The organism is Luteimonas salinilitoris (assembly GCF_041300785.1).
Lineage (GTDB): Bacteria > Pseudomonadota > Gammaproteobacteria > Xanthomonadales > Xanthomonadaceae > Luteimonas > Luteimonas salinilitoris.
Genome location: NZ_JBFWIB010000028.1, coordinates 1 through 18,623, shown reverse-complemented (window position 1 = coordinate 18,623; position 18,623 = coordinate 1). Strand labels below are relative to the sequence as shown.

General features: G+C 69.7%; 11 protein-coding genes and 4 pseudogenes. 5 read left to right on the top strand and 10 right to left on the bottom strand.

Annotated features, from left to right (window positions below; all coding sequences use genetic code 11):
• The 5 genes and pseudogenes from AB5T46_RS19770 to AB5T46_RS19750 all read right to left on the bottom strand — a co-directional run.
• Nucleotides 1-572 (bottom strand): annotated as a pseudogene (locus AB5T46_RS19770) (transposase zinc-binding domain-containing protein); the annotation flags it as partial.
• A 193-nt stretch (nt 573-765) separates the two neighbouring features.
• Nucleotides 766-2,208 carry an efflux transporter outer membrane subunit gene (locus AB5T46_RS19765; RefSeq protein WP_370565820.1) on the bottom strand — a complete coding sequence of 481 codons (1,443 nt, stop codon included), beginning with the start codon at nt 2,206-2,208 and terminating at the stop codon, nt 766-768.
• A gap of 22 nt (nt 2,209-2,230) precedes the next feature.
• Nucleotides 2,231-5,398 carry an efflux RND transporter permease subunit gene (locus AB5T46_RS19760; RefSeq protein WP_370565819.1) on the bottom strand — a complete coding sequence of 1,056 codons (3,168 nt, stop codon included), beginning with the start codon at nt 5,396-5,398 and terminating at the stop codon, nt 2,231-2,233.
• A 210-nt stretch (nt 5,399-5,608) separates the two neighbouring features.
• A complete protein-coding gene (locus AB5T46_RS19755) occupies nt 5,609-6,808 on the bottom strand; it encodes an efflux RND transporter periplasmic adaptor subunit (RefSeq protein WP_370565818.1) in 1,200 nt (399 codons plus the stop codon).
• Nucleotides 6,795-7,688 carry an SDR family NAD(P)-dependent oxidoreductase gene (locus AB5T46_RS19750; protein ID WP_370565817.1) on the bottom strand — a complete coding sequence of 298 codons (894 nt, stop codon included), beginning with the start codon at nt 7,686-7,688 and terminating at the stop codon, nt 6,795-6,797. Before AB5T46_RS19750 ends, AB5T46_RS19755 begins: the two co-directional genes overlap by 14 nt.
• Nucleotides 7,689-8,068: 380 nt before the next feature.
• Between AB5T46_RS19750 and AB5T46_RS19745 the strand changes: the two genes are divergently transcribed.
• Entirely contained in the window at nt 8,069-9,133 is a 1,065-nt protein-coding gene (locus tag AB5T46_RS19745) for a LysR family transcriptional regulator (RefSeq protein ID WP_370565816.1), read from the top strand.
• Between the two features lie 96 nt (nt 9,134-9,229).
• On the opposite strand, the gene AB5T46_RS19740 is transcribed toward AB5T46_RS19745, so the two are convergent.
• Nucleotides 9,230-10,900, bottom strand: coding sequence for a serine hydrolase (locus AB5T46_RS19740; protein WP_370565815.1), 1,671 nt, complete (start codon nt 10,898-10,900; stop codon nt 9,230-9,232).
• 129 nt (nt 10,901-11,029) lie between these two features.
• Between AB5T46_RS19740 and AB5T46_RS19735 the strand changes: the two genes are divergently transcribed.
• Nucleotides 11,030-12,898, top strand: coding sequence for a DUF885 domain-containing protein (locus AB5T46_RS19735; protein ID WP_370565814.1), 1,869 nt, complete (start codon nt 11,030-11,032; stop codon nt 12,896-12,898).
• A 138-nt stretch (nt 12,899-13,036) separates the two neighbouring features.
• Here AB5T46_RS19735 and AB5T46_RS19730 read toward each other — a convergent pair whose 3' ends face one another.
• Nucleotides 13,037-13,426, bottom strand: a complete 390-nt coding sequence (locus AB5T46_RS19730; RefSeq protein WP_370565813.1) for a GFA family protein — start codon at nt 13,424-13,426, stop codon at nt 13,037-13,039.
• Nucleotides 13,427-13,476: 50 nt separating this feature from the next.
• Nucleotides 13,477-14,382, bottom strand: a complete 906-nt coding sequence (locus AB5T46_RS19725) for an NAD(P)-dependent oxidoreductase (RefSeq protein ID WP_370565812.1) — start codon at nt 14,380-14,382, stop codon at nt 13,477-13,479.
• Nucleotides 14,383-14,437: 55 nt separating this feature from the next.
• Between AB5T46_RS19725 and AB5T46_RS19720 the strand changes: the two genes are divergently transcribed.
• Together AB5T46_RS19720 and AB5T46_RS19715 are read left to right on the top strand one after the other, a co-directional pair.
• Nucleotides 14,438-14,854 carry a winged helix-turn-helix transcriptional regulator gene (locus tag AB5T46_RS19720; RefSeq protein ID WP_370565811.1) on the top strand — a complete coding sequence of 139 codons (417 nt, stop codon included), beginning with the start codon at nt 14,438-14,440 and terminating at the stop codon, nt 14,852-14,854.
• A 9-nt stretch (nt 14,855-14,863) separates the two neighbouring features.
• Nucleotides 14,864-15,061, top strand: a pseudogene (locus tag AB5T46_RS19715) (HigA family addiction module antitoxin); the annotation flags it as partial.
• Nucleotides 15,062-15,145: 84 nt separating this feature from the next.
• Here AB5T46_RS19715 and AB5T46_RS19710 read toward each other — a convergent pair.
• Nucleotides 15,146-16,432: pseudogene (locus AB5T46_RS19710) on the bottom strand (serine hydrolase domain-containing protein); the annotation flags it as partial.
• A gap of 155 nt (nt 16,433-16,587) precedes the next feature.
• On the opposite strand from AB5T46_RS19710, the gene AB5T46_RS19705 reads away from it, so the two are divergent.
• Nucleotides 16,588-18,219 carry a serine hydrolase gene (locus AB5T46_RS19705; RefSeq protein WP_370565810.1) on the top strand — a complete coding sequence of 544 codons (1,632 nt, stop codon included), beginning with the start codon at nt 16,588-16,590 and terminating at the stop codon, nt 18,217-18,219.
• A gap of 40 nt (nt 18,220-18,259) precedes the next feature.
• Here AB5T46_RS19705 and AB5T46_RS19700 read toward each other — a convergent pair.
• Nucleotides 18,260-18,589, bottom strand: a pseudogene (locus AB5T46_RS19700) (transposase); the annotation flags it as partial.
• Nucleotides 18,590-18,623: the final 34 nt, after the last annotated feature.

The following is an 18,623-nucleotide window of genomic DNA, read 5'->3' as shown; positions in this document are numbered from 1 at the left end:
GAACAGCATGTGGAAGTGGATGTTCAGGTTCAGGGCCGAACCGAAGTGCTGGATCAGCGTGACGGCGCCGGTGCGGGCCGTTGGATGGGGCTGACCGGCCTGCTTGAGCAGATGCGCGGCGATCACGCGGTAGACGATGCCCAGCACCTGGCCCAGGATCGCCGGACGTGCGGCGAACAGGAAGCGCAGCGGGTAGGGAAAGCTGAGCACCCATTGCCGTACCGGCACACGGCGTCCACCAGCAAGGCGGCGCTTTCGGCCATGCGTCGGGCGCCGCAACTGGGGCAGAAGCCGCGGCGCTTGCAACTGAACGCGACCAGATGTTCGGCATGGCAACCCTCGCAGCGCAGGCGCAGGAAGCCATGTTCCAACCGGCCGCATTGCAGGTAATCCTCGAACGCGCGCTGGACATGCGCCGGCAGCTGCTCGCCGCTGTCGGCCAGGTACGCGACAAAGGCGGGGTAGTGGCGCTCGATGACCTGGTAAAGCAGGGTGCGTTCGGGCCGGTGGCGCTGGTAACGTTGAACGCCCGGCGCCATGGCATCCTGCCTTGGCATCTGCGTTCTTTTCATCCACAGCGATCCTCGTCTCCACCTGAGACGAGGATGGCGCTGGCCGGAAAGGACCGTCAGTCGGTGAATCGCGCGCTGGCGGGTAGGAAATCGGCTCAGTACGGATCAACACCGATGAAGCGCGCGGTTTATGGTTTGATCCGTGTTCGTCCGCGCCGGTCCGTGTCCAGAGCAGCTTTCCGGACGCGGGCGTTCATCCGCGGCCGGCGACCTGCTCGCGCGTGGGCAGGCGCTGCGGCCAGCCGCCGGCCAGCGCGCGGTACAGCGCCACCGCGCCGGTGACGCTGCGGGTGCGCGCATCGACCAGCGCATCCTGCGCCTGCAGCCGGGTGCGCTCGGCGTCCAGCACTTCGAACAGGCCGACGGCGCCGGCCTCGAAGCGAATCCGCGCCAGCTCGGCGGCGCGGGCGCTGTCCTCCGCCGCCCGGGTCAGGTGCGTGTCCTCCTCGCGGGTGCGGGCATAGCGCACCAATGCGTTCTCGGTGTCCTCCAGCGCCAGCAGCACGGTCTGCTCGTAGCGCGCCAGCTCGCCGGCGGCATCGGCGTCGGCGGCGGCGATGCGCGCCCGCACCCGGCCGATGTCGAGGAACGACCAGTCGATGCCGAGCGCGACCAGGCGGGTCTCGCTGTCGCGTTCGAACAGCGCACCGGTATCGGTGGCGACGCTGCCGATCAGGCCGCCGAGCGTGAAGCGCGGGAACAGGTCGGCGGTGGCCACGCCGATGTGCGCGATGGCCGCGTGCAGGCGCTGCTCGGCCGCGGCGATGTCGGGCCGGCGGCGCAACAGGTCGCCCGGCGAGCCGGCATCCAGCCGCGCCGGCAATGCCGGCAGCGGCCGCACCGGTGCCAGTTGCGCGACCAGCGCGTCGGGCGTGCGCCCGGTCAGCACCGCCAGCCGATGCATGCCGGCGGCGACCTCGGCCTCCAGCGCCGGCACCCGCGCCAGGGTCGATTCGAGTTGCGCACGGGCGCGCGCGGTGTCGAAGCCGGTGCCGCGCCCGGCCTCGAAGCGCGCGTCGACCAGGCGCAGCGTCTCGCGCTGGTTGTCGGCGTTGGCTTGGGCCACGCGCAGCCGTTCCTGCGCGCCGCGCAGCTCGACATAGCCGCGCACCACTTCGCTGACGATCGCGACCTGCAGCGCCGCCAGGTCGGCGGCGGATGCGGCGGCGCCGGCACGCGAGGCCTCGACGCCACGGCGCACGCGGCCGAACAGGTCCAGTTCCCAGCTCGCCTCGATCCCGGCGCGGTAGCGCTCGCCGTCGCGCCCGGCCCGCGGCACGCCCGGCAGTTCGTCGGCGCTGGCGCGACTGTCGGCCGCCTCCGCGAACGCGGTGACGGTCGGGAAACGGTCGAAGCCGGCGCCGCGCAGCAGCGCATTGGCGCGGTCGTAGCTGGCCAACGCGATGCGCAGGTCGTGGTTGGCGTCGAGCGCGGCGTCGACCAGGGCATCGAGCTGCGGATCGGCGAACGCCTCCCAGAATGCCTCGTCCGGCGCCGGCAGTGCCGACGGGTCTGAAACCTGGCCCTGCACGAAAGCATCGGCGAGCGGCAGCTCGGGGCGGACGTGGTCCGGGCCGACCGCGCAGGCGGCCAGGGCGACGGCGAGCAGCGACGGCAGCACGGCACGGGCGGTCATGGGAAGTCTATTGCCAAGTCGGTTACGCATGGGAAGGCTCCAGATTGTCCGGCGGCACGTCCGCCGGCTTGCCACGCTCCACCAGCTTGCGCAGCGCCACGTAGAAGACCGGGGTCAGGAACAGGCCGAACCCGGTCACGCCGATCATGCCGGCGAACACCGCGGTGCCCAGCGCCTGCCGCACCTCGGCGCCGGCACCGGTGGCCAGCACCAGCGGCACCACGGCCGCGGTGAAGGTGATCGAGGTCATGATGATCGGACGCAGGCGCAGGCGGCAGGCTTCCAGCGCGGCTTCCACAATGCCCATGCCCTGTATCTCCAGCTCGCGCGCGAACTCCACGATCAGGATCGCGTTCTTGCACGCCAGCGCGATCAGGACCACCAACCCGACCTGGACGAAGATGTTGTTGTCGCCGCCGGTCGCCCACACGCCGATCATCGCCGAGAGCATGCACATCGGCACGATCAGGATGATCGCCAACGGCAGGGTCCAGCTCTCGTACAGCGCGGCCAGCACCAGGAACACCAGCATCACCGCCAGCGGGAAGATGATCAGCGCCGCCTTGCTCTGGTTGGCCTGCTGGAAGCTCAGGTCGGTCCACTCGAAGGTCATGCCGTTCGGCAGCACGCCGGCGCCCAGCTCGGTCAGCGCGTCCATCGCCTGCGACGACGACAGCACGCGCGGATCGGACTCGCCGGCCAGGTCCGCGGCCGGGTAGCCGTTGTAGCGCAGCACCGGGTCGGGGCCGAAGGTCTCGCGGATGCTGACCATCGAGCCGATCGGCACCATCTCGCCGCGATCGTTGCGGGTCCGCAGGTTGGCGATGTCCTCGACGTCGTCGCGGAACGGTGCATCGGCCTGGGCGATCACCTGCCAGGTACGGCCGAACTGGTTGAAATCGTTGACGTAGGCCGAGCCAAGATAGGTCTGCAGGGTGTTGAACAGGTCGGTCAGCTGCACGCCCTGCGCCTTGGCCTTCACCCGATCGACCTCGGCGTCGAGCTGCGGCACGTTGGCCTGGTAGCTGGTGATCGGGAAGCCCATGCCCGGGGTCTGCGAGATCGCGCCCTGGAAGCCGTTCACTGCCTCCTGCAATGCACCGTAGCCGAGATTGCCGCGGTCCTCGATGAACAGCTGGTAGCCCGAACCGTTGCCCAGGCCCTGGATCGCCGGCGGCATGAACGAGAATGCAAAGCCTTCCTGCAGCCCGGCGATCTTCTGGCCGAGCTCGGCATTGATCTCCTCGGCGCTGCGCTGGCGTTCGCCGAACGGCTTGAGGTTGAGGAACACCACGCCGTAGTTGGGCGTGTTGGTGAACTGCAGCGGGTTCAGGCCGGGGAAGGCGATGGTGTTGATGACGTCCTCGTCCTCCTCCGCGATCGCGCTGACCTTGTCCAGCAGCGCATTGGTGCGCGGCAGGGACGCGCCTCCGGGCAGGTTGACGCCCGCGATCAGGTACAGCTTGTCCTGGATCGGAATGAAGCCGGCCGGCACCACCTGGAACATCAGCCCGGTCGCCAGCAGCAGGCCGGCATAGATCGCGAACACCCCGCCGCGCCGGCCCAGCGCACGGACGACGCCGCGGTGGTATTGCTCCGAGCTGCGCTTGAAGAAGCGGTTGAACGGCCGGAACACCCAGCCGAACAGCCGATCGATCAGGCGCGACAGGCGATCCTTCGGCGCATCGTGCGGCTTGAGCAGCATCGCCGCCAGCGCCGGCGACAGGGTCAGCGAGTTGACGGTGGAGATCACCGTGGAGATGGCGATGGTCACCGCGAACTGGCGGTAGAACTGCCCGGTCACGCCGGTCAGGAACGCCATCGGCACGAACACCGCGCACAGCACCAGGCCGATGGCGATGATCGGGCCGGAAACCTCGCGCATCGCCATGTGCGCGGCCTGCAGCGGCGTTGCGCCCTCCTCGATATGGCGCTCGACGTTCTCCACCACCACGATCGCGTCGTCGACCACGATGCCGATCGCCAGCACCAGGCCGAACAGGGTCAGGGTATTGATCGAATAGCCCAGCAGGTACAGCGCGCCGAAGGTGCCGACCACCGACACCGGCACCGCCAGCAGCGGAATCAGCGAGGCGCGCCAGGTCTGCAGGAACAGGATCACCACCAGCGCCACCAGCAGCACCGCTTCCAGCAGGGTCGTGATCACGGACTTGATCGAGTCACGCACGAACACGGTGGTGTCGTAGATGGACTCGTACTGGATGCCCTCCGGGAAGCGCTCGGAAAGCTCATCCATGGTGGCGATGACTTCATCGCGGATCTGCAGCGCATTGGCACCCGGCGCCTCGAAGACGCCGATCGCGACCGCATCCTTGCCATCGAGCTGCGAGCGCAGGGTGTAGTCGCCTGCGCCCAGTTCCAGCCGGGCGACATCGCGCAGGCGCACCAACTGCCCATCGGTGCCGCTCTCGATCACGATGTCGCCGAACTCCTCTTCCGTGGTCAGCCGCCCCTGGGCGTTGATCAGGGTCAGGAAGCGGCTGTCGGGCATCGGTTCGGCGCCGATCTGGCCGGCCGAGACCTGCACGTTCTGTTCGCGCATCGCCTGCAGGACGTCGCCGGCCGTCAGCCCGCGCGAGGCGATCGCGTCCGGGTCGAGCCAGGCGCGCATGGCGTAGTCGCCGCCGCCGAAGATCTGCGCGTCGCCGACGCCGCGGATCCGCGCCAGCGCGTCCTTGACGTGCAGGCGGGCGTAGTTGCGCAGGTACAGCAGGTCGTACTTGCCATCGGGCGATGTGAGGTGCACCACCATCAGGAAGGTCGGCGACTGCTTCTGCACGGTCACGCCCTGGCGACGCACGTCCTCGGGCAGGCGCGCCTGCGCCTGGGCGACGCGGTTCTGCACCTTGACCGCGGCATCGTCCGGATCGGTGCCGGGACGGAAGGTCACCGTGAGCTGCAGCACGCCGTCGGAACCGGCCACCGACTTGAGGTACATCATGTCCTCGACGCCGTTGATCGCCTCCTCCAGCGGCGTGGCCACGGTCTCGGCGATCACCTTGGGATTGGCACCCGGGTACACCGTGCGCACCATCACCGACGGCGGCACGACATCCGGATATTCGCTCATCGGCAGGTTCGGGATCGCGATCAGGCCGACCGCGAAGATGATGATCGACAGCACCGCGGCGAAGATCGGGCGGTCGATGAAGAAACGTGAGAAGTCCATGGCGTGTTCCTTGGGCGGCGTGGCGCTGCTGCGCGCGTGCCGCGGTGATGCCTCGGTGGCCGATCGGTACAAAGTGCCCCGTCCCGATCCTCCCCGCGGCCCGAGGGGGAGGAGCATTCGCGGCGTGGCCGCGATGCGGGGAAGGATCGGGCGGGACGCGGGCCGGCGCGGACGGGGAGGGCGCGTCCGGCCCGGAACTCAAAACTCAGGTCATGGCGCCTCGGCGCTGGCGACGACCTGCGGCGGCGGCGCCGACTCGCCCATCTCGATCGGCACAGGCGCCACCGGCATGCCGGGGAAGAACACCTTCTGCACGCCGTGCACGATCACCCGGTCCTCGGCGGTCAGGCCGTCCTGCACCACGCGCAGGCCGTCGGCGCTGCGGCCGAGCACGATGTCGCGACGCTCGGCCTGGTCGTTCTCGCCCAGCACATAGACGTACTTGCGGTCCTGGTCGGTGAGAACCGCGCGCTCGTCGATCAGCAGCGCCTCGGCGGCGGCGGCCGCCTCCAGCTGCACGCGCGCGTGCAGGCCCGGAGTGAACACGCGCTCGGGGTTGGCGACCACGGCACGGGCACGGATGGTGCCGGTGTTGGGATCGACCTGGTTGTCGGTGAAATCGACGATGCCGCTGTGCGGATAGCCCTGCTCGTTGGACAGGCCGACGCGCACCGCGTTGCCGCCGGCGGCACGCTCGCCGTTGCGGGTCAGCGCCTGGTAGCGCAGGAAGCTCTGCTCGTCGGCTTCGAAGTAGACGTGCACCGGGTCCAGCGACACCACGGTGGTCAGCAGCGTGGTATCGGCCTGGGCCAGGTTGCCGGCGGTCACCAGCGCGCGGCCGGCGCGGCCGTCGACTGGCGAGCGCACCTCGGTGAACTGCAGGTCCAGCTGCGCAGTGGTGACCGCGGCCTCGGCGGCGCGCACCTCGGCATCGCCCTGCGCGCTGGCTGCGCGCCGTGCTTCGTAGTCCTCGCGCGAGATTGCGCTGGCCTCGAGCAGTTCCTCCGCGCGCGCGTCCTGGCTGCGCGCCAGCTGCGCCTGACTCTTGGCACGCGCCAACTGCGCCTGCGCCCGGGCCAGTGCGGCGCGATACGGACGCTGGTCGATCACGAACAGCAGATCGCCCTTCTTGACCTCGTTGCCTTCCTGGAAGGCGACACGATCGACGTAGCCGCTGACGCGCGGCCGCAGCGCGACGGTTTCGACGGCGACCACGCGGCCGGTGAAGTCGTCCCACTGCGCGACCGGACGCGACAGCACCTGGGCGACGCTGACCTCGGGCGGCGGCATGTCCTCGCCCGGTGCGGCCTGGCTGCTGCAGGCGGCGAGCACGGCGGCGGCGAGCACGCCGAGCAGCGGCGCCGCGATGCGGCGGCGCCGGCGATCGATCCTGAAATCAAGAATGTTCATCGTGGCGGTGTCCTGGATGGGGGAAAGAACGAAAGGTGTCGAGCAGGTCGCGCGCGTCCTGCAGGTCGCGGGCCGGCACGTCGGGCGCCGCCCGCAACGCGGCGTCGGCGGCGCGCACGGCCGGTGGGAGGGTCCGGATCGGCGGTGAGGATGCGACCTCGACCTTACTTGAGGTCAAGGCAGCGGAAGCGGCGTAGTCGACGATCGCGGGCACGCCGCCGCGAGCCGGCGCCTCGCGCTCCAGCAACGCCAGCGCGCGGCGGCCGACCGCCGCCGCCTGCGGCCATTCGGCGCAGGCATGGACATCGCCGTCGGCGCCACGCAGCGGCGCGTCGACCGACAGCAGCTGCACCCGGATGCCTTCGCGACGCGCTTCCTCGTGCAGCACCCGCGCCAGCATCCGCAGCGCCGCGGCGGCGATCGAGCGATGGCCGTAACCGGCCCAGGGATAGCCGCCGCCCGGCCCGCCGACCAGCAGGTAACGGGTGTGCTGGCTGGCCGGCAGCAGCGGGAACAGGTGGCGTGCAGCGACCAGGTGCGGCAGCAGGTCCTGGTCGAGGGTGTTGCGCAGCACTTCGGCCGGCTGGTCCAGCAGGCGCCCGCTGGCGCTCTCGCCGCCGATCGTGGCGATCACCGCCTGCAGCCGGCGGCCGCCGTTGCGCACCGCCTCGGCGAGCGCGGCGGCGTCGCCGTCGCTGCGCAGCGGCATGGCCAGTACGCCCAGGTCGGCTTGCGGGTATTGCTGCCGCAGCGCCTGCAGCGCGGCCGCGTCCTCGGCCACCGCGAGCACCGCGCGGCCGGCGGCGACCGCCGCTTCGACCACGCCGCGCCCGGCACAGCCGGTCGCGCCCAGCACCAGCAGGAGCGGTGCTCGGCTCATTGTCCCCGCTCCGGGATTATTTCTCCCACGATCGGCACCAATCGCCGATCCGGGAGGACCCCACCGCAGCCATCGGACTCCCCGGCGCGGGCACGGCCAGGACCACCGGAACGAGGCCCGGCGGAATCGCCAAGCGCTTGATCGCGCAGGCGAACATGACGGAAATCCGGTGCCGCTGGGAGGCCCGGCGAGGGATCCTGGCGGCGGGGTTCGGAAGCGGTGTGGGACTGCATGGCACGGCTCTTTCGAAAACGTGCCGCTACGATAAAGACCGCTCCTGCACTTGATTAGCCCCTGAATGAGGGAATAATTGTCCCTGTGCCGGTCCAATGCTGGATCGGGGCATCTCCCCCTCCTTCCCCCTATTCGGAGCCGACCAGATGGCCCGCGACCTCAACGACACCATCATCTTCGTCAAGGTGGTGGAACAGGGCAGCTTCATCGCCGCGGCGCGCACCCTGCGCCTGCCCAAGACCACCGTCAGCCGCAAGGTGCAGGAACTGGAGACGCGCCTGGGCGCGCAGCTGCTGCATCGCACGACCCGCAAGCTCGGGCTCACCGAGGCCGGCAACATCTACTACGAGCACTGCCAGAAGATCGCCCGCGACCTGGCCGAGGCCGAGAGCGCGGTAACCCAGCTGCAGGGCGGGCCGCGCGGCTGGCTGCGGTTGACCACGCCGTATTCGCTCGGGATCGAGCGGATCGCACCGCTGCTCGGCGAATTCCACGCGCGCCATCCCGAGGTGCGGGTGGAGATGCTGCTGAGCAACGAGCCATTGGACCTGATCGACCGTGAGATCGACGTCGCCCTGCGCATCGGCACGCTGCCCGACTCCAATCTGGTGGCGCGCCGGCTGGCGGTGCTCCGCACCCAGGTCTACGCCAGCCCGAGCTACATCGAGCGACACGGCGAGCCGCTGCATCCCGACGACCTGCTGCATCACCGCACCCTGGGCATGCAGAAGATGCATCGCAACGGCCATTATTTCTGGCCATTGAGCGACGGCGAGCACAGCGTCGAATACCGCATCGACCCGGTGTTGGTGGCCAACGATCCGGCCGGCCTGCGCGGCGCCCTGCTCTGCGGCGAAGGCCTGATGCTGGCCGCCGACATCAGCATCAAGGCCTACGCCGAACAGGGCTACCTGCGCCGGGTGCTGGCCGGTTGGACCGGCCCCGAGTTCGAACTCAACGCGGTGTTCCCGCGCGGCCAGGTGACCTCGCCCAAGGTCCGCGCGTTCGTCGATTTCCTGGTCGAGCGGCTGAGCTTCGATGCCGACTACATGCAGATCCTGTGTCCCGACGCGCGCGCGCGCTGCATGCAGGCGGAGAAGGCCTCCGCGGCCGCGATCTCGGCCCAGATCGGCAAGACCGGCGGCAATGCGGCTCCGCCCCCGCCCGATGCCGAGGCCGAGGAGGGCGACAAGGAGAAGGTGCTGGCCTGAGGAACCCGCGCGATTGGTTGCTGTCGCGCTTGCACGCCGCCGCCGCCAGGGACGGCGGCGCGGAATTCCCGGCAGGACCCCGGCCACAGCCGGCCGTCAGTCGATGCGCTCGAACGCCATGACCGTGCCGCCCTGGTGCAGGGTGGCCGTCTCCGTGCGGCCGATCGCCGGCGCGAACTCCAGCGCCGCCTCGACCACCTTCAGGAAGAACCGCGACGGCGACTCGGCGAAGATCTCGAACGCCGGCTGCCCGGCCAGCTGCGCCTTCGGCGTGCCGTCCTCGAGCAGGATCGTCAGCGTCATGCCCTGGTAGCTGTAGCGACCGGTGAGCCGCTCGAGCGCCTCGCGCGGCAGCTGCACGGCCTCGCGCTCCGCCGGCAGCGGCTCGTCGCTGCGCACCGCCACCTCGCCATCGCCCTCGTCCTCGGGGAAGAAGCGCATCGCCCGCACGCGGCCGTCCTCGTCACGCTCGAGCACCATGCGCGACAACCCTTCTCCGAACAGGAAGGTATCGGGCGCCACCGGGATCAACGCATGGGCCAACCCGCCGGTGCGCTGCGAGGTGAGCCTGCCGTCGGAGACGCGCAGCACGCGCGCGGCGTTTTCGTCGATGCGGTAGACGCCCTCGTATTCCCGCAGCGCGGCGGCGTCGACCTGGATCGCCGTCTTGTCCGGATACGGCTTGCCGATCGCATGGGCGGCCAGCACGCGCGACAGCGCGCCGGTGCCGAGCATTCCGGGCCGCCCCGCGTCGGCGTTGTACAGCACGGCCACGGTGACGTCGCTGTCCGGCAGGTACAGCAGGTAGCTGCTGAAGCCGAAGATGCCGCCGCCGTGCTGCAGCGCCGGCTCGCCGCGCAGCGTGCCGGCGACGATGCCGTAGCCGTAGTCGTTCTCCGCGGCCTTGCCGGCGGGAGTGACCATCTTCCGGTAGCTGTCCGGGCGCAGCACGCGTCCTTCGTGCAGCGCGTGGTTCCACCGCAGCAGGTCGTCCACCGTCGACACCAGCGCGCCCGCCGCATGCGGCTGGGTCATGCTCAACAGGTTCGCCGCCGCCCAGCGCTCGCCGTTGCGCGTGTAGCCCGTCACGTGGCCGGGAATCACGCCGTCGGCCGCGTTGCCGTATGCGGTATGCGCCAGGCCCAGCGGTTCCAGGAGCGCCTGGTGCAGGTAGGCATGCCACGGCATCCCGCTCGCGGCCTCGATCACCGCGCCCACCAGCACGTAGCCGGAGTTGTTGTAGTGCCAGCCCGCGCCAGGCGCGAAGTCGGGCGTCTCTTCCTTGAAGGTATCGACCAGCTTGGCCGTGGTCATGTCCAGCCGCACCGGACCCTCCATCATGCCGGGGATGTCGGTGTAGCTGCGGATGCCGGACGTGTGGTCGAGCAGCATCGCCACGGTGACGGCGTCGCCACCGGGATAGCCGGGCACGAACTTCGTCAGCGGATCCTCCAGGGCCAGCCTGCCGTCCTCGGCCAGCTTCAGCACCGCCGCGGCGGAGAACTGCTTGGTCAACGAGCCGATCCGGAACATCTGCTCCGGCGCCAGCGGCACGTCCAGCTCCAGGCTCGCGCGGCCGCAGGCCGCGCGATACAGCACCTCGTCCCCGCGCGCGACCAGCACCGCCATGCCCGGCGCCTCGTCGATGCAGTTGCCGGTGAGCGTGCGTTCCGCGAATGCGGCGACCTCTGCCTTCGGCGGCGGCGCGGCCTGCAGCGACCAGGCGGGAGCGAACAGCAGGACGGCAAGCGCGAGCAGGCGGGGCATCTTACGTTCTCCAGCGGGGCTGTGAGCGGGGAGTATGCCGCGCAACGATCGCGACATGACATCCTGCACAGGCCGTCGCCCCGTCCCGGGGCGCAGAATGGCTCCCATCCAACCCGAGGAGAAGATTCCATGCGAAGCGCATTCGCCTGCAGCGCCCTGGCCCTTGCACTGGCCCTGGCGGCCTGTTCGCCGCAACCGGCCGATACCACCGCCGCCACTGGCACCACGCAGCAGGCCGAGAGCGAGTCCGCGCGCCTCAACGCCTGGTTCGAGACGCAGTACGAGGAACTGCTGCAGTTCAGCCCGATGCGGCTGACCTTCCTCGGCCGCAAGGATCTCTACGACCAGCTCGACGACGTCTCCGAGGAGGCCGCACGCAAGCAGCTGGCCTGGCTGGAGGGTTCGGTGCAGCAGATGGAGTCGGAGTTCGACTACGACCGGCTCGACGACGATGCCAGGCTGTCGTGGGACCTGTGGAAGCACCAGTACGAGAGCGCCCGCGACGACGAGCCGTTCCTCGCCAACGACTACGCGTTCGACCAGATGAACGGCATGAACAGCTTCCTGCCGACGTTCCTGATCAACTTCCACAAGGTCGAGAGCGAACAGGACTACCTCGCCTACATCGCGCGCCTGCAGGCGCTGCCCACGGTGTTCGACCAGCTGCTGGAGCGCGGGCGGGCGTCCGCGGCGCAGGGCATTCTCCCGCCGAAGTTCGCGCTCGAGGGCGTGATCGAGCAGTCGCGCAAGGTCGTGGCCGGCGCGCCCTTCGACGAGCACGGGGACGACGGCGACGACAGCGCCCTGTGGGCCGACCTGCAGGCCAAGGCCGACGCGCTGGTCGAGAGCGAAGCCATCACCGCCGAGCGCGCGGACGAACTCAAGCAGCAGGCGCGCACCGCCCTGGTGGAGCAGGTGCAGCCTGCCTACGGGCGCGTAATCGCCTGGAGCGAGGAAGAGCTGCCCAACGCGCTGGAGAACCCGGCCGGCGTGGGCACCACCCACCCCAACGGCGCGGACTACTACGCGCACCAGCTGCGCGAGAACACCACCACCGACATGAGCGCCGACGAGATCCACCAGCTTGGCCTGGACGAGGTGGCGCGCATCCGCGGCGAGATGGAAGCGCTCAAGGAGCGGGTCGGGTTCGACGGCGACCTGCAGGCCTTCTTCAAGTTCATCCACACCGATCCGCGCTTCAAGTTCCCGAACACCGACGAGGGCCGCCAGGCCTACATCGACGAAGCCACCCGCGTGATCGACAACATCGAGCAGCAGCTGCCCGAGTACTTCGGCCTGCTGCCGAAGGCGGAGCTGGTGGTCAAGCGCGTCGAGCCGTTCCGCGAACAGGACGGCGCCGCGCAGCACTACTTCCCCGGCACCCCGGACGGCTCGCGTCCCGGCATCTACTACGCGCACCTGTCGGACATGAACGCCATGCCCAAGCCCGAGCTGGAGGTGATCGCCTACCACGAGGGCCTGCCCGGCCACCACATGCAGATCTCGATCGCGCAGGAACTCAAGGGCGTGCCCACCTTCCGCACGCAATACTCCAGCACCGCCTACGCCGAAGGCTGGGGCCTGTACTCGGAATGGCTGGCCAAGGAGATGCCCGGCACCTACCAGGACCCGTACTCCGACTACGGCCGCCTGACCTCGGAGATGTGGCGCGCGATCCGCCTGGTCGTGGACACCGGCCTGCACGCCAAGGGCTGGACCGAGCAGCAGGCGGTGGGCTATTTCAGCGCGAACAGCTCAATCCCGTCGGCCGCGGTCCGCTCCGAAGTACAGCGCTACCTGATCATGCCGGGCCAGGCCACCGCGTATAAGGTCGGCATGATCAAGATCCAGGGCCTGCGACGGAAGGCCGAAGCCGAACTCGGCGACGGCTTCGACATCCGCGGCTTCCACGACGCCGTGCTCGGCGGCGGCGCGATGCCGCTGGACCTGCTGGAGCGGCGCGTGGACCAGTGGATCGCGGAGAAGAAGGCGGGCTGACCCGGCCCGGCTTTCCGGCACGATGCACCGCCGGCTGCCCAAGCCGGCGGTGTGAGCGTTGAGGCGGCGAGGCGGGGCAGGAAGTGAACGCGACCCCGTTCTTCTCCCGGCGCTCAAGTCGTCTCCAGGACAGGGAGATCAGTCGACCCGCTGTATGTCCCGAGCGGTGACGTACCAGCCGTGCCGCCGTGCGGCATGGTACAGACGAGCGGGCGCCGCGAAAGTCGGATCTGCAAAACAGCCGACGGAAACCACCACCGCATCGGGCAGCGCCTCGCCTCCCATGTACACCAGCGTGCCGCAGACCGGGCAGAAGTATTGCTCCACCCAACGCCCGGCATCGCTGCCGCGCCGCCATGCGCGTTGTTCGCCGGACACCCGGATACGCGCGCGCGCATAGCGAGCCCGATACGCGAATGCCGATCCGGTCGCCCGTTGGCACTCCAGGCAGGCGCATGCGTACACGCCCTGCGGATCGCCCTGGATCTCGAGACGCAGCTGCCCGCATGCGCACGCCGCGGTGCGCACGGCGCCGGTCCCTTCGGATCCCGGCGGACCGGAGGGAGCCTGTACTGCGCTCACGCCGCCTCCTTTGCCGAGCCGCGTCCCGCGCCTGCCTCGACGTAACGCGCCAGCAGGGCGAAGTCGTCCCCGCCGTGTCCATCGTCCAGAGCGGCACGGAACAGCCGGTCGAAGGCCTCGGGTATCGCAGCATGTAGCCCGTGTTGCGCGGTTACGTCCCGCAGGTGAACGAAAGCGCTGTAGTGGGCTGCCAGTGTCGCCAGCGTATCCGCATCGCCCAGGTCGCGACCATCGCGCACGCGCGCCACCAGGTCCGCGCCCGCGGCGTCCACCACCGGCTGGAATGCCCGCACGTGCTTCGCATACGTGTCCAGCGGAATGCCCTCCGCCCGCGCTACGGCCACCGCCTGCAGATGGCCGAACAGCGCGCCCCACATCTGCGTAAGCAGGACCGAGTCGAGCGCCGACGCGCCGCCAAAGTCTTCGCTCACGAATACGGGATTGCCGCCAAAGGCCAGGAGCACCTCTCGCCACTGCGCGAACGTCGGCTGCGGCCCGGCGTACAGCAAGGTCGCACCAGGTTGGCCGATGAAGCCGGGCGTCGCCATGATCGCGCCGTCGAGATACGCGATGCCGTACCGGGCCGCCCACCCGCCCGCGTCCCGCGCCTGCCGCGGTGAGCCGGAGGTCAGCTGCAACAATGTCTTTCCGTCCAGCGCAGCTTGCGCCTCCGGTGTGCGCAGCAATGCATCGGACGCGCCATAGTCCAGGACGTTGACGACGATCAGGTCGGACGCGGCCAGCACCGCCTCCAGCGTGCCGGTACGCGCGCCTAGTGCGAGCAGGGGCTCGGCCTTGTGCGCGCTGCGGTTCCAGACATGAACAGCATGGCCGGCACGCAGCAGCGCCGTAGCCAGCGCGGCGCCCATGCGGCCCAACCCGAGGAGCGTGACGGTCTTCATGCGTGTACTCCATTGACGTGTGAACGCAACCGATGGCGGCCGCGCGGTGGGCATCATGCGCAGCCGCCGGATCGCTGTAAATTACGTACTTTCCGGTGAGCGCTTACCTGCAAGTAAGGACCAGGCCATGAGAACACTGAAACACGACGAATGCGGACTGGCCACCACGCTGAACGCGATCGGCGGCAAATGGAAGACCACCATCCTGTGGGAGGTGAACTTGGCGCCGCGGCGGTTCGGCGAACTCCGGCGGCTGTTGTCCGGCATCAGCGAGAAAGTGCTGGCGCAGCAATTGCGCGAAATGGAAGCCGATGCGCTGATCCGCCGTGAGATCTTCCCCGGCGCGGTGCAGAAGGTGGTGTATTCGGTGACGCCCCACGGCGTCAGCCTCAACGAGGCGATCGGGATACTGTCGCAGTGGGGCAAGATGCACGAACGGCATCTGGAACATGTCACGGCACGGCGCGCCTGAAGGGCGGCGATGCCGCCCCTCGGGTCAGCGCCTGGTGGCTGCGGATTCCACCCAGGTGACGTGCTGCTGGAGGAGTTCCTGCTCCCGCCGGACATCAGCCAGAACGCCCTGGCCCGGGCGATGGGCGTGCCGCCGCGCCGGGCGAACGAGATCGTGCTGGGCAAGCACGGCATCACGGCCGACATCGCGATCCGCCTGGCCACCGCCCAGCGCAGCCAGCACCTCGGCAACGAAGCCGGCGATGTCGAAGCGGTGGCCGGCGGGATCCTCGCCGCGACGCACGATCACCACCTTGCGGGCCGGCACCACCACCACGTACTGGCCGCGGTTGCCGAAGGCGGCGAACGTATCGGGCGGCACGCCGGGCGAACGCTGCAGCAGCCAGAACGTCGCGCCATAGCCGAACTCGCCGTCGGGTTGCGGCCCGGACGGCGCGGTCGCGTACTGCACCCAGCCCTCCGGCAGCAGGCGGCGGCCGTCGAACACGCCGTCGTCCTGGTAGAGCAGGCCGAAACGGGCGAGGTCGCGCGCGGTCGACCAGACCTGGCTCGACAGCACGAAGCCCCCCTGCCAGTCGGTCTCGGCATGGGTACGGGTCATGCCCAGCGGCCAGAACAAGTCGGTGTACGGGCGGGCCAATGCGCGCTCGTCGTCGCCGGTCGCCGCACGCAGCGCGTGGATGGCCAGCACGATATCGTTGTTCGCGTAGCGAAAGGCGGTGCCGGGCGGCACCTGCAACGGCCAGCCCGTAGCGGCTTCGGCCACGGTGGCGCCACCGAAATACAGCGCGTCGGTGCGGTTGCCGGCGGTATCGCTGTACAGGCCGCTGGCCATCCGCAGCAATTGCTCGGTGGTGATGGCCGCGCGCGGGTCGCCGGATCGCTGCCACTCCGGCACCGGCGCCGGCTCTGCCGGATCCAGCAGGCCTTGCGTCGTGGCCACGCCGACGAGCGTTCCGGCCAGGCTCTTGGCGACCGACCAGGTCCGCTGCGCCACGTGCGGGCCGAAGCCGTCGCGGTAGCGCTCGGCGACGATCTTCCCTTCCTGCAGCACGACCAACCCGGTGGTCGCATGCCCTTCGCCGAAGCGCGCCGGGTCGAACGCCGCGGCGACCGTCCGCTCCAGCGCCTGCGCATCGCCGGCGACGGGTGCGGTGGCGTCGCGCTCGCCCAAGGGCCACGGCCGCGCGTCCAGATCGGGCGCCGGCGCATCGAAGCGCGGCAGCGCCGCCACCGCCGCGGCATCGGCGCCGATCGGCAGCTGCGCACAGCCCAGGTTCGGGCGCCAGGCCGCGATCCGCGGCGGTAGCTGCGGATCGAACGGCACCGACACCGTACGGCCCTGCGGATCGATTCGCGCCGGCAGCGCCTGCACCAACGCCTCGTACTCCGGATAGATGCCGCGCAGCTCGAATGCCTCCACCTGCGCCTGGCTGCGCCCCGCGCTGAAGTGCGCGCTGCACAGCGTCAGCGCCTTGTACCCGGCCGCGATGGCGCGTGCATGCGCGTCCTCGGTGGGGGCCTGCGCGAATGCGGGCAGGGTGGCGAGCAGCAGAATGAGCAGCAGCAAGAGGCGCATCAGGTGTCCGGAATACGAGGACCGGACTGCAGTGTACGCCGCGCAAATCAGCGGTCGAAACCGCACCCGGGTGTCGCCTGATCCTGTCTTCCCTTGCCAAGCGCCTGCGCAGCGTCGACGCTAGCCCCTGTTTCCCGTACCGGTAGGACGCCTCCGTGAAACCGCTGCCACTCCGCCCCGGCCGCTGGGCCGTGATGCTTGCCGCCGGTCTTGGTTCCCACGCATTCGCCGCGTCGCCACCTGCCGACCTCGACATGCAGCTGGATGCGATTTTCGGACAGAACATCTCCGCCACCACGCCCGGCTGCGTGCTCGGCGTGCGGCAGGGCGAGTTCGAGCTGCAGCGCGCCTGGGGCCAGGCGGACCTGGAGCGCGGCGTCGCGCTCACCCCGGACAGCGTGCTCATCATCGGCTCGGTCGCCAAGCAGTTCACCGCCATGGCGGTGCTGCTGCTGGCGGACGACGGCAAGCTCGCGCTGGACGACGACGTGCACAGGTTCCTGCCCGAGTTGCCGGAACGGGACCCGCCGATCACCATCGACCATCTGCTCAGCCACACCAGCGGCCTGCGCGATTTCCGCGCGACCGACTGGTTGCTGGGCCGCGACGTTCTGCCGCTGACCAACGACGACGTGCTGGCCTACGCCGCACGACAGCGCGAACTGAACCACGCACCGGGCGCGTCGCACCTGTACACCAACACCGGTTATGCCCTGCTGGCGCTGATCGTCGAGCGCGCCAGCGGCCAGTCCTTTGCGGCCTTCACCCGCGAGCGCCTGTTCGTGTCCGCCGACATGCGCCACACCCAATGGGAAGACGACCCCCGCCAGCTGGTGGCTGGGCGTGCCATCGGCTACGCCCAGGCCGAACCGGCCGGCGACGGCGCGCCCGCGGGTTTCGTGCAGATGCCCTCGGCGCGACGCACCACCGGACATGGCGGCGCCCTGACCACCGCGGGCGACATGCTGCGCTGGAACGCGGCACTGTCGCGCGACGCCTTCGGCTCCGGGCTGACCGCGCAGCTGGAGCAGCGCGCGCGGCTGCGCAACGGCCACACGCTGGACTACGCACGCGGCGTGTTCGTCGGCGAGTACCGCGGCTTGCGCGAGGTCCAGCACTCCGGCTACACCGGCACCTACACCACCTGGGTCGGCCGCTATCCGGAAGCGGACCTGTCGATCGCGCTGCTCTGCAATGGCGATGCCGACGAAGTGGACCCGCACGCCATCGCCGACCTGTTCCTTGCCGAAAGCAAGCGGTCATCCGAGGCCGCGCAGGACACGCCAGCCACGCGCGCGGACCTATCGGCCCGCAGCGGCGTGTACCGCAACATGCAGACCGGAGACCTGGCGATGCTGGACTTTCCGCACGAAGTCCGGCTGACAAACGGACGCTATGTCCGGGGCCCGGTGGCGTACGCATTCGACCCCGATCGCATCGGGCGGATCGTGCAGCACCTCTACGGCATCGCCTCGACCTGGGAACGCCTGCCGGCCGCCACGCCGGCCGCCGAATCGCTGGGCGAGTACGCGGGCCGCTACGACAGCGACGCGCTGCTCGGCGGCTACGACGTGCGCCTCGACGGGCAGCAGCTGGCGATGTCGGTGCACGGCCTGTCGTCCATCGTCGTGCCGCTGCAACCGCTTGCCCGCGACGTGTTCCTTGCCCAAGGCATCCAGATGCCGGTGGAGTTCCGCCGCGACGGCACCGGCAGGATCATCGCGCTGACGCTGTCGCCCAGCCTGCTGCGTGGGCTCACGTTCGAGCGGCTGGCAGGAGAAAAGTAGCGCTTCGCCGTGTTGGGAAGCGAACCTGGTTCGTTGCCGCTGCGCGTGAACCGCTTTCGCAGGTGGATTGCAATGTTCGCCCATCGAAGATGGCGGCACTGGGTTGTCCTTACTTCCCCTGGGCTACCCGGAGGATCGAACGCAGGTCGTTGACCATGGCTTCGAAGCAACCGACCTGGAGCCAGCGCTGGGTCTGCTGGTAGACGGCCTCCCATGGCGGGAAGTCGCTGGGGAGCAGGCGCCAGGGAGCGCCCGCCCGTGCTAGCCAGCGCAGGGCATTGAACACCGCGCGCAGGTCGTACTTGCGTTGCGGCGCATGCTCGGTCATCAGGGTCAGGTAGGGCGCGGCGAAGGCCCATTCCTCATCGGATTGGCTGCGCGCTTAACGCTTGAATCAAGCCGAC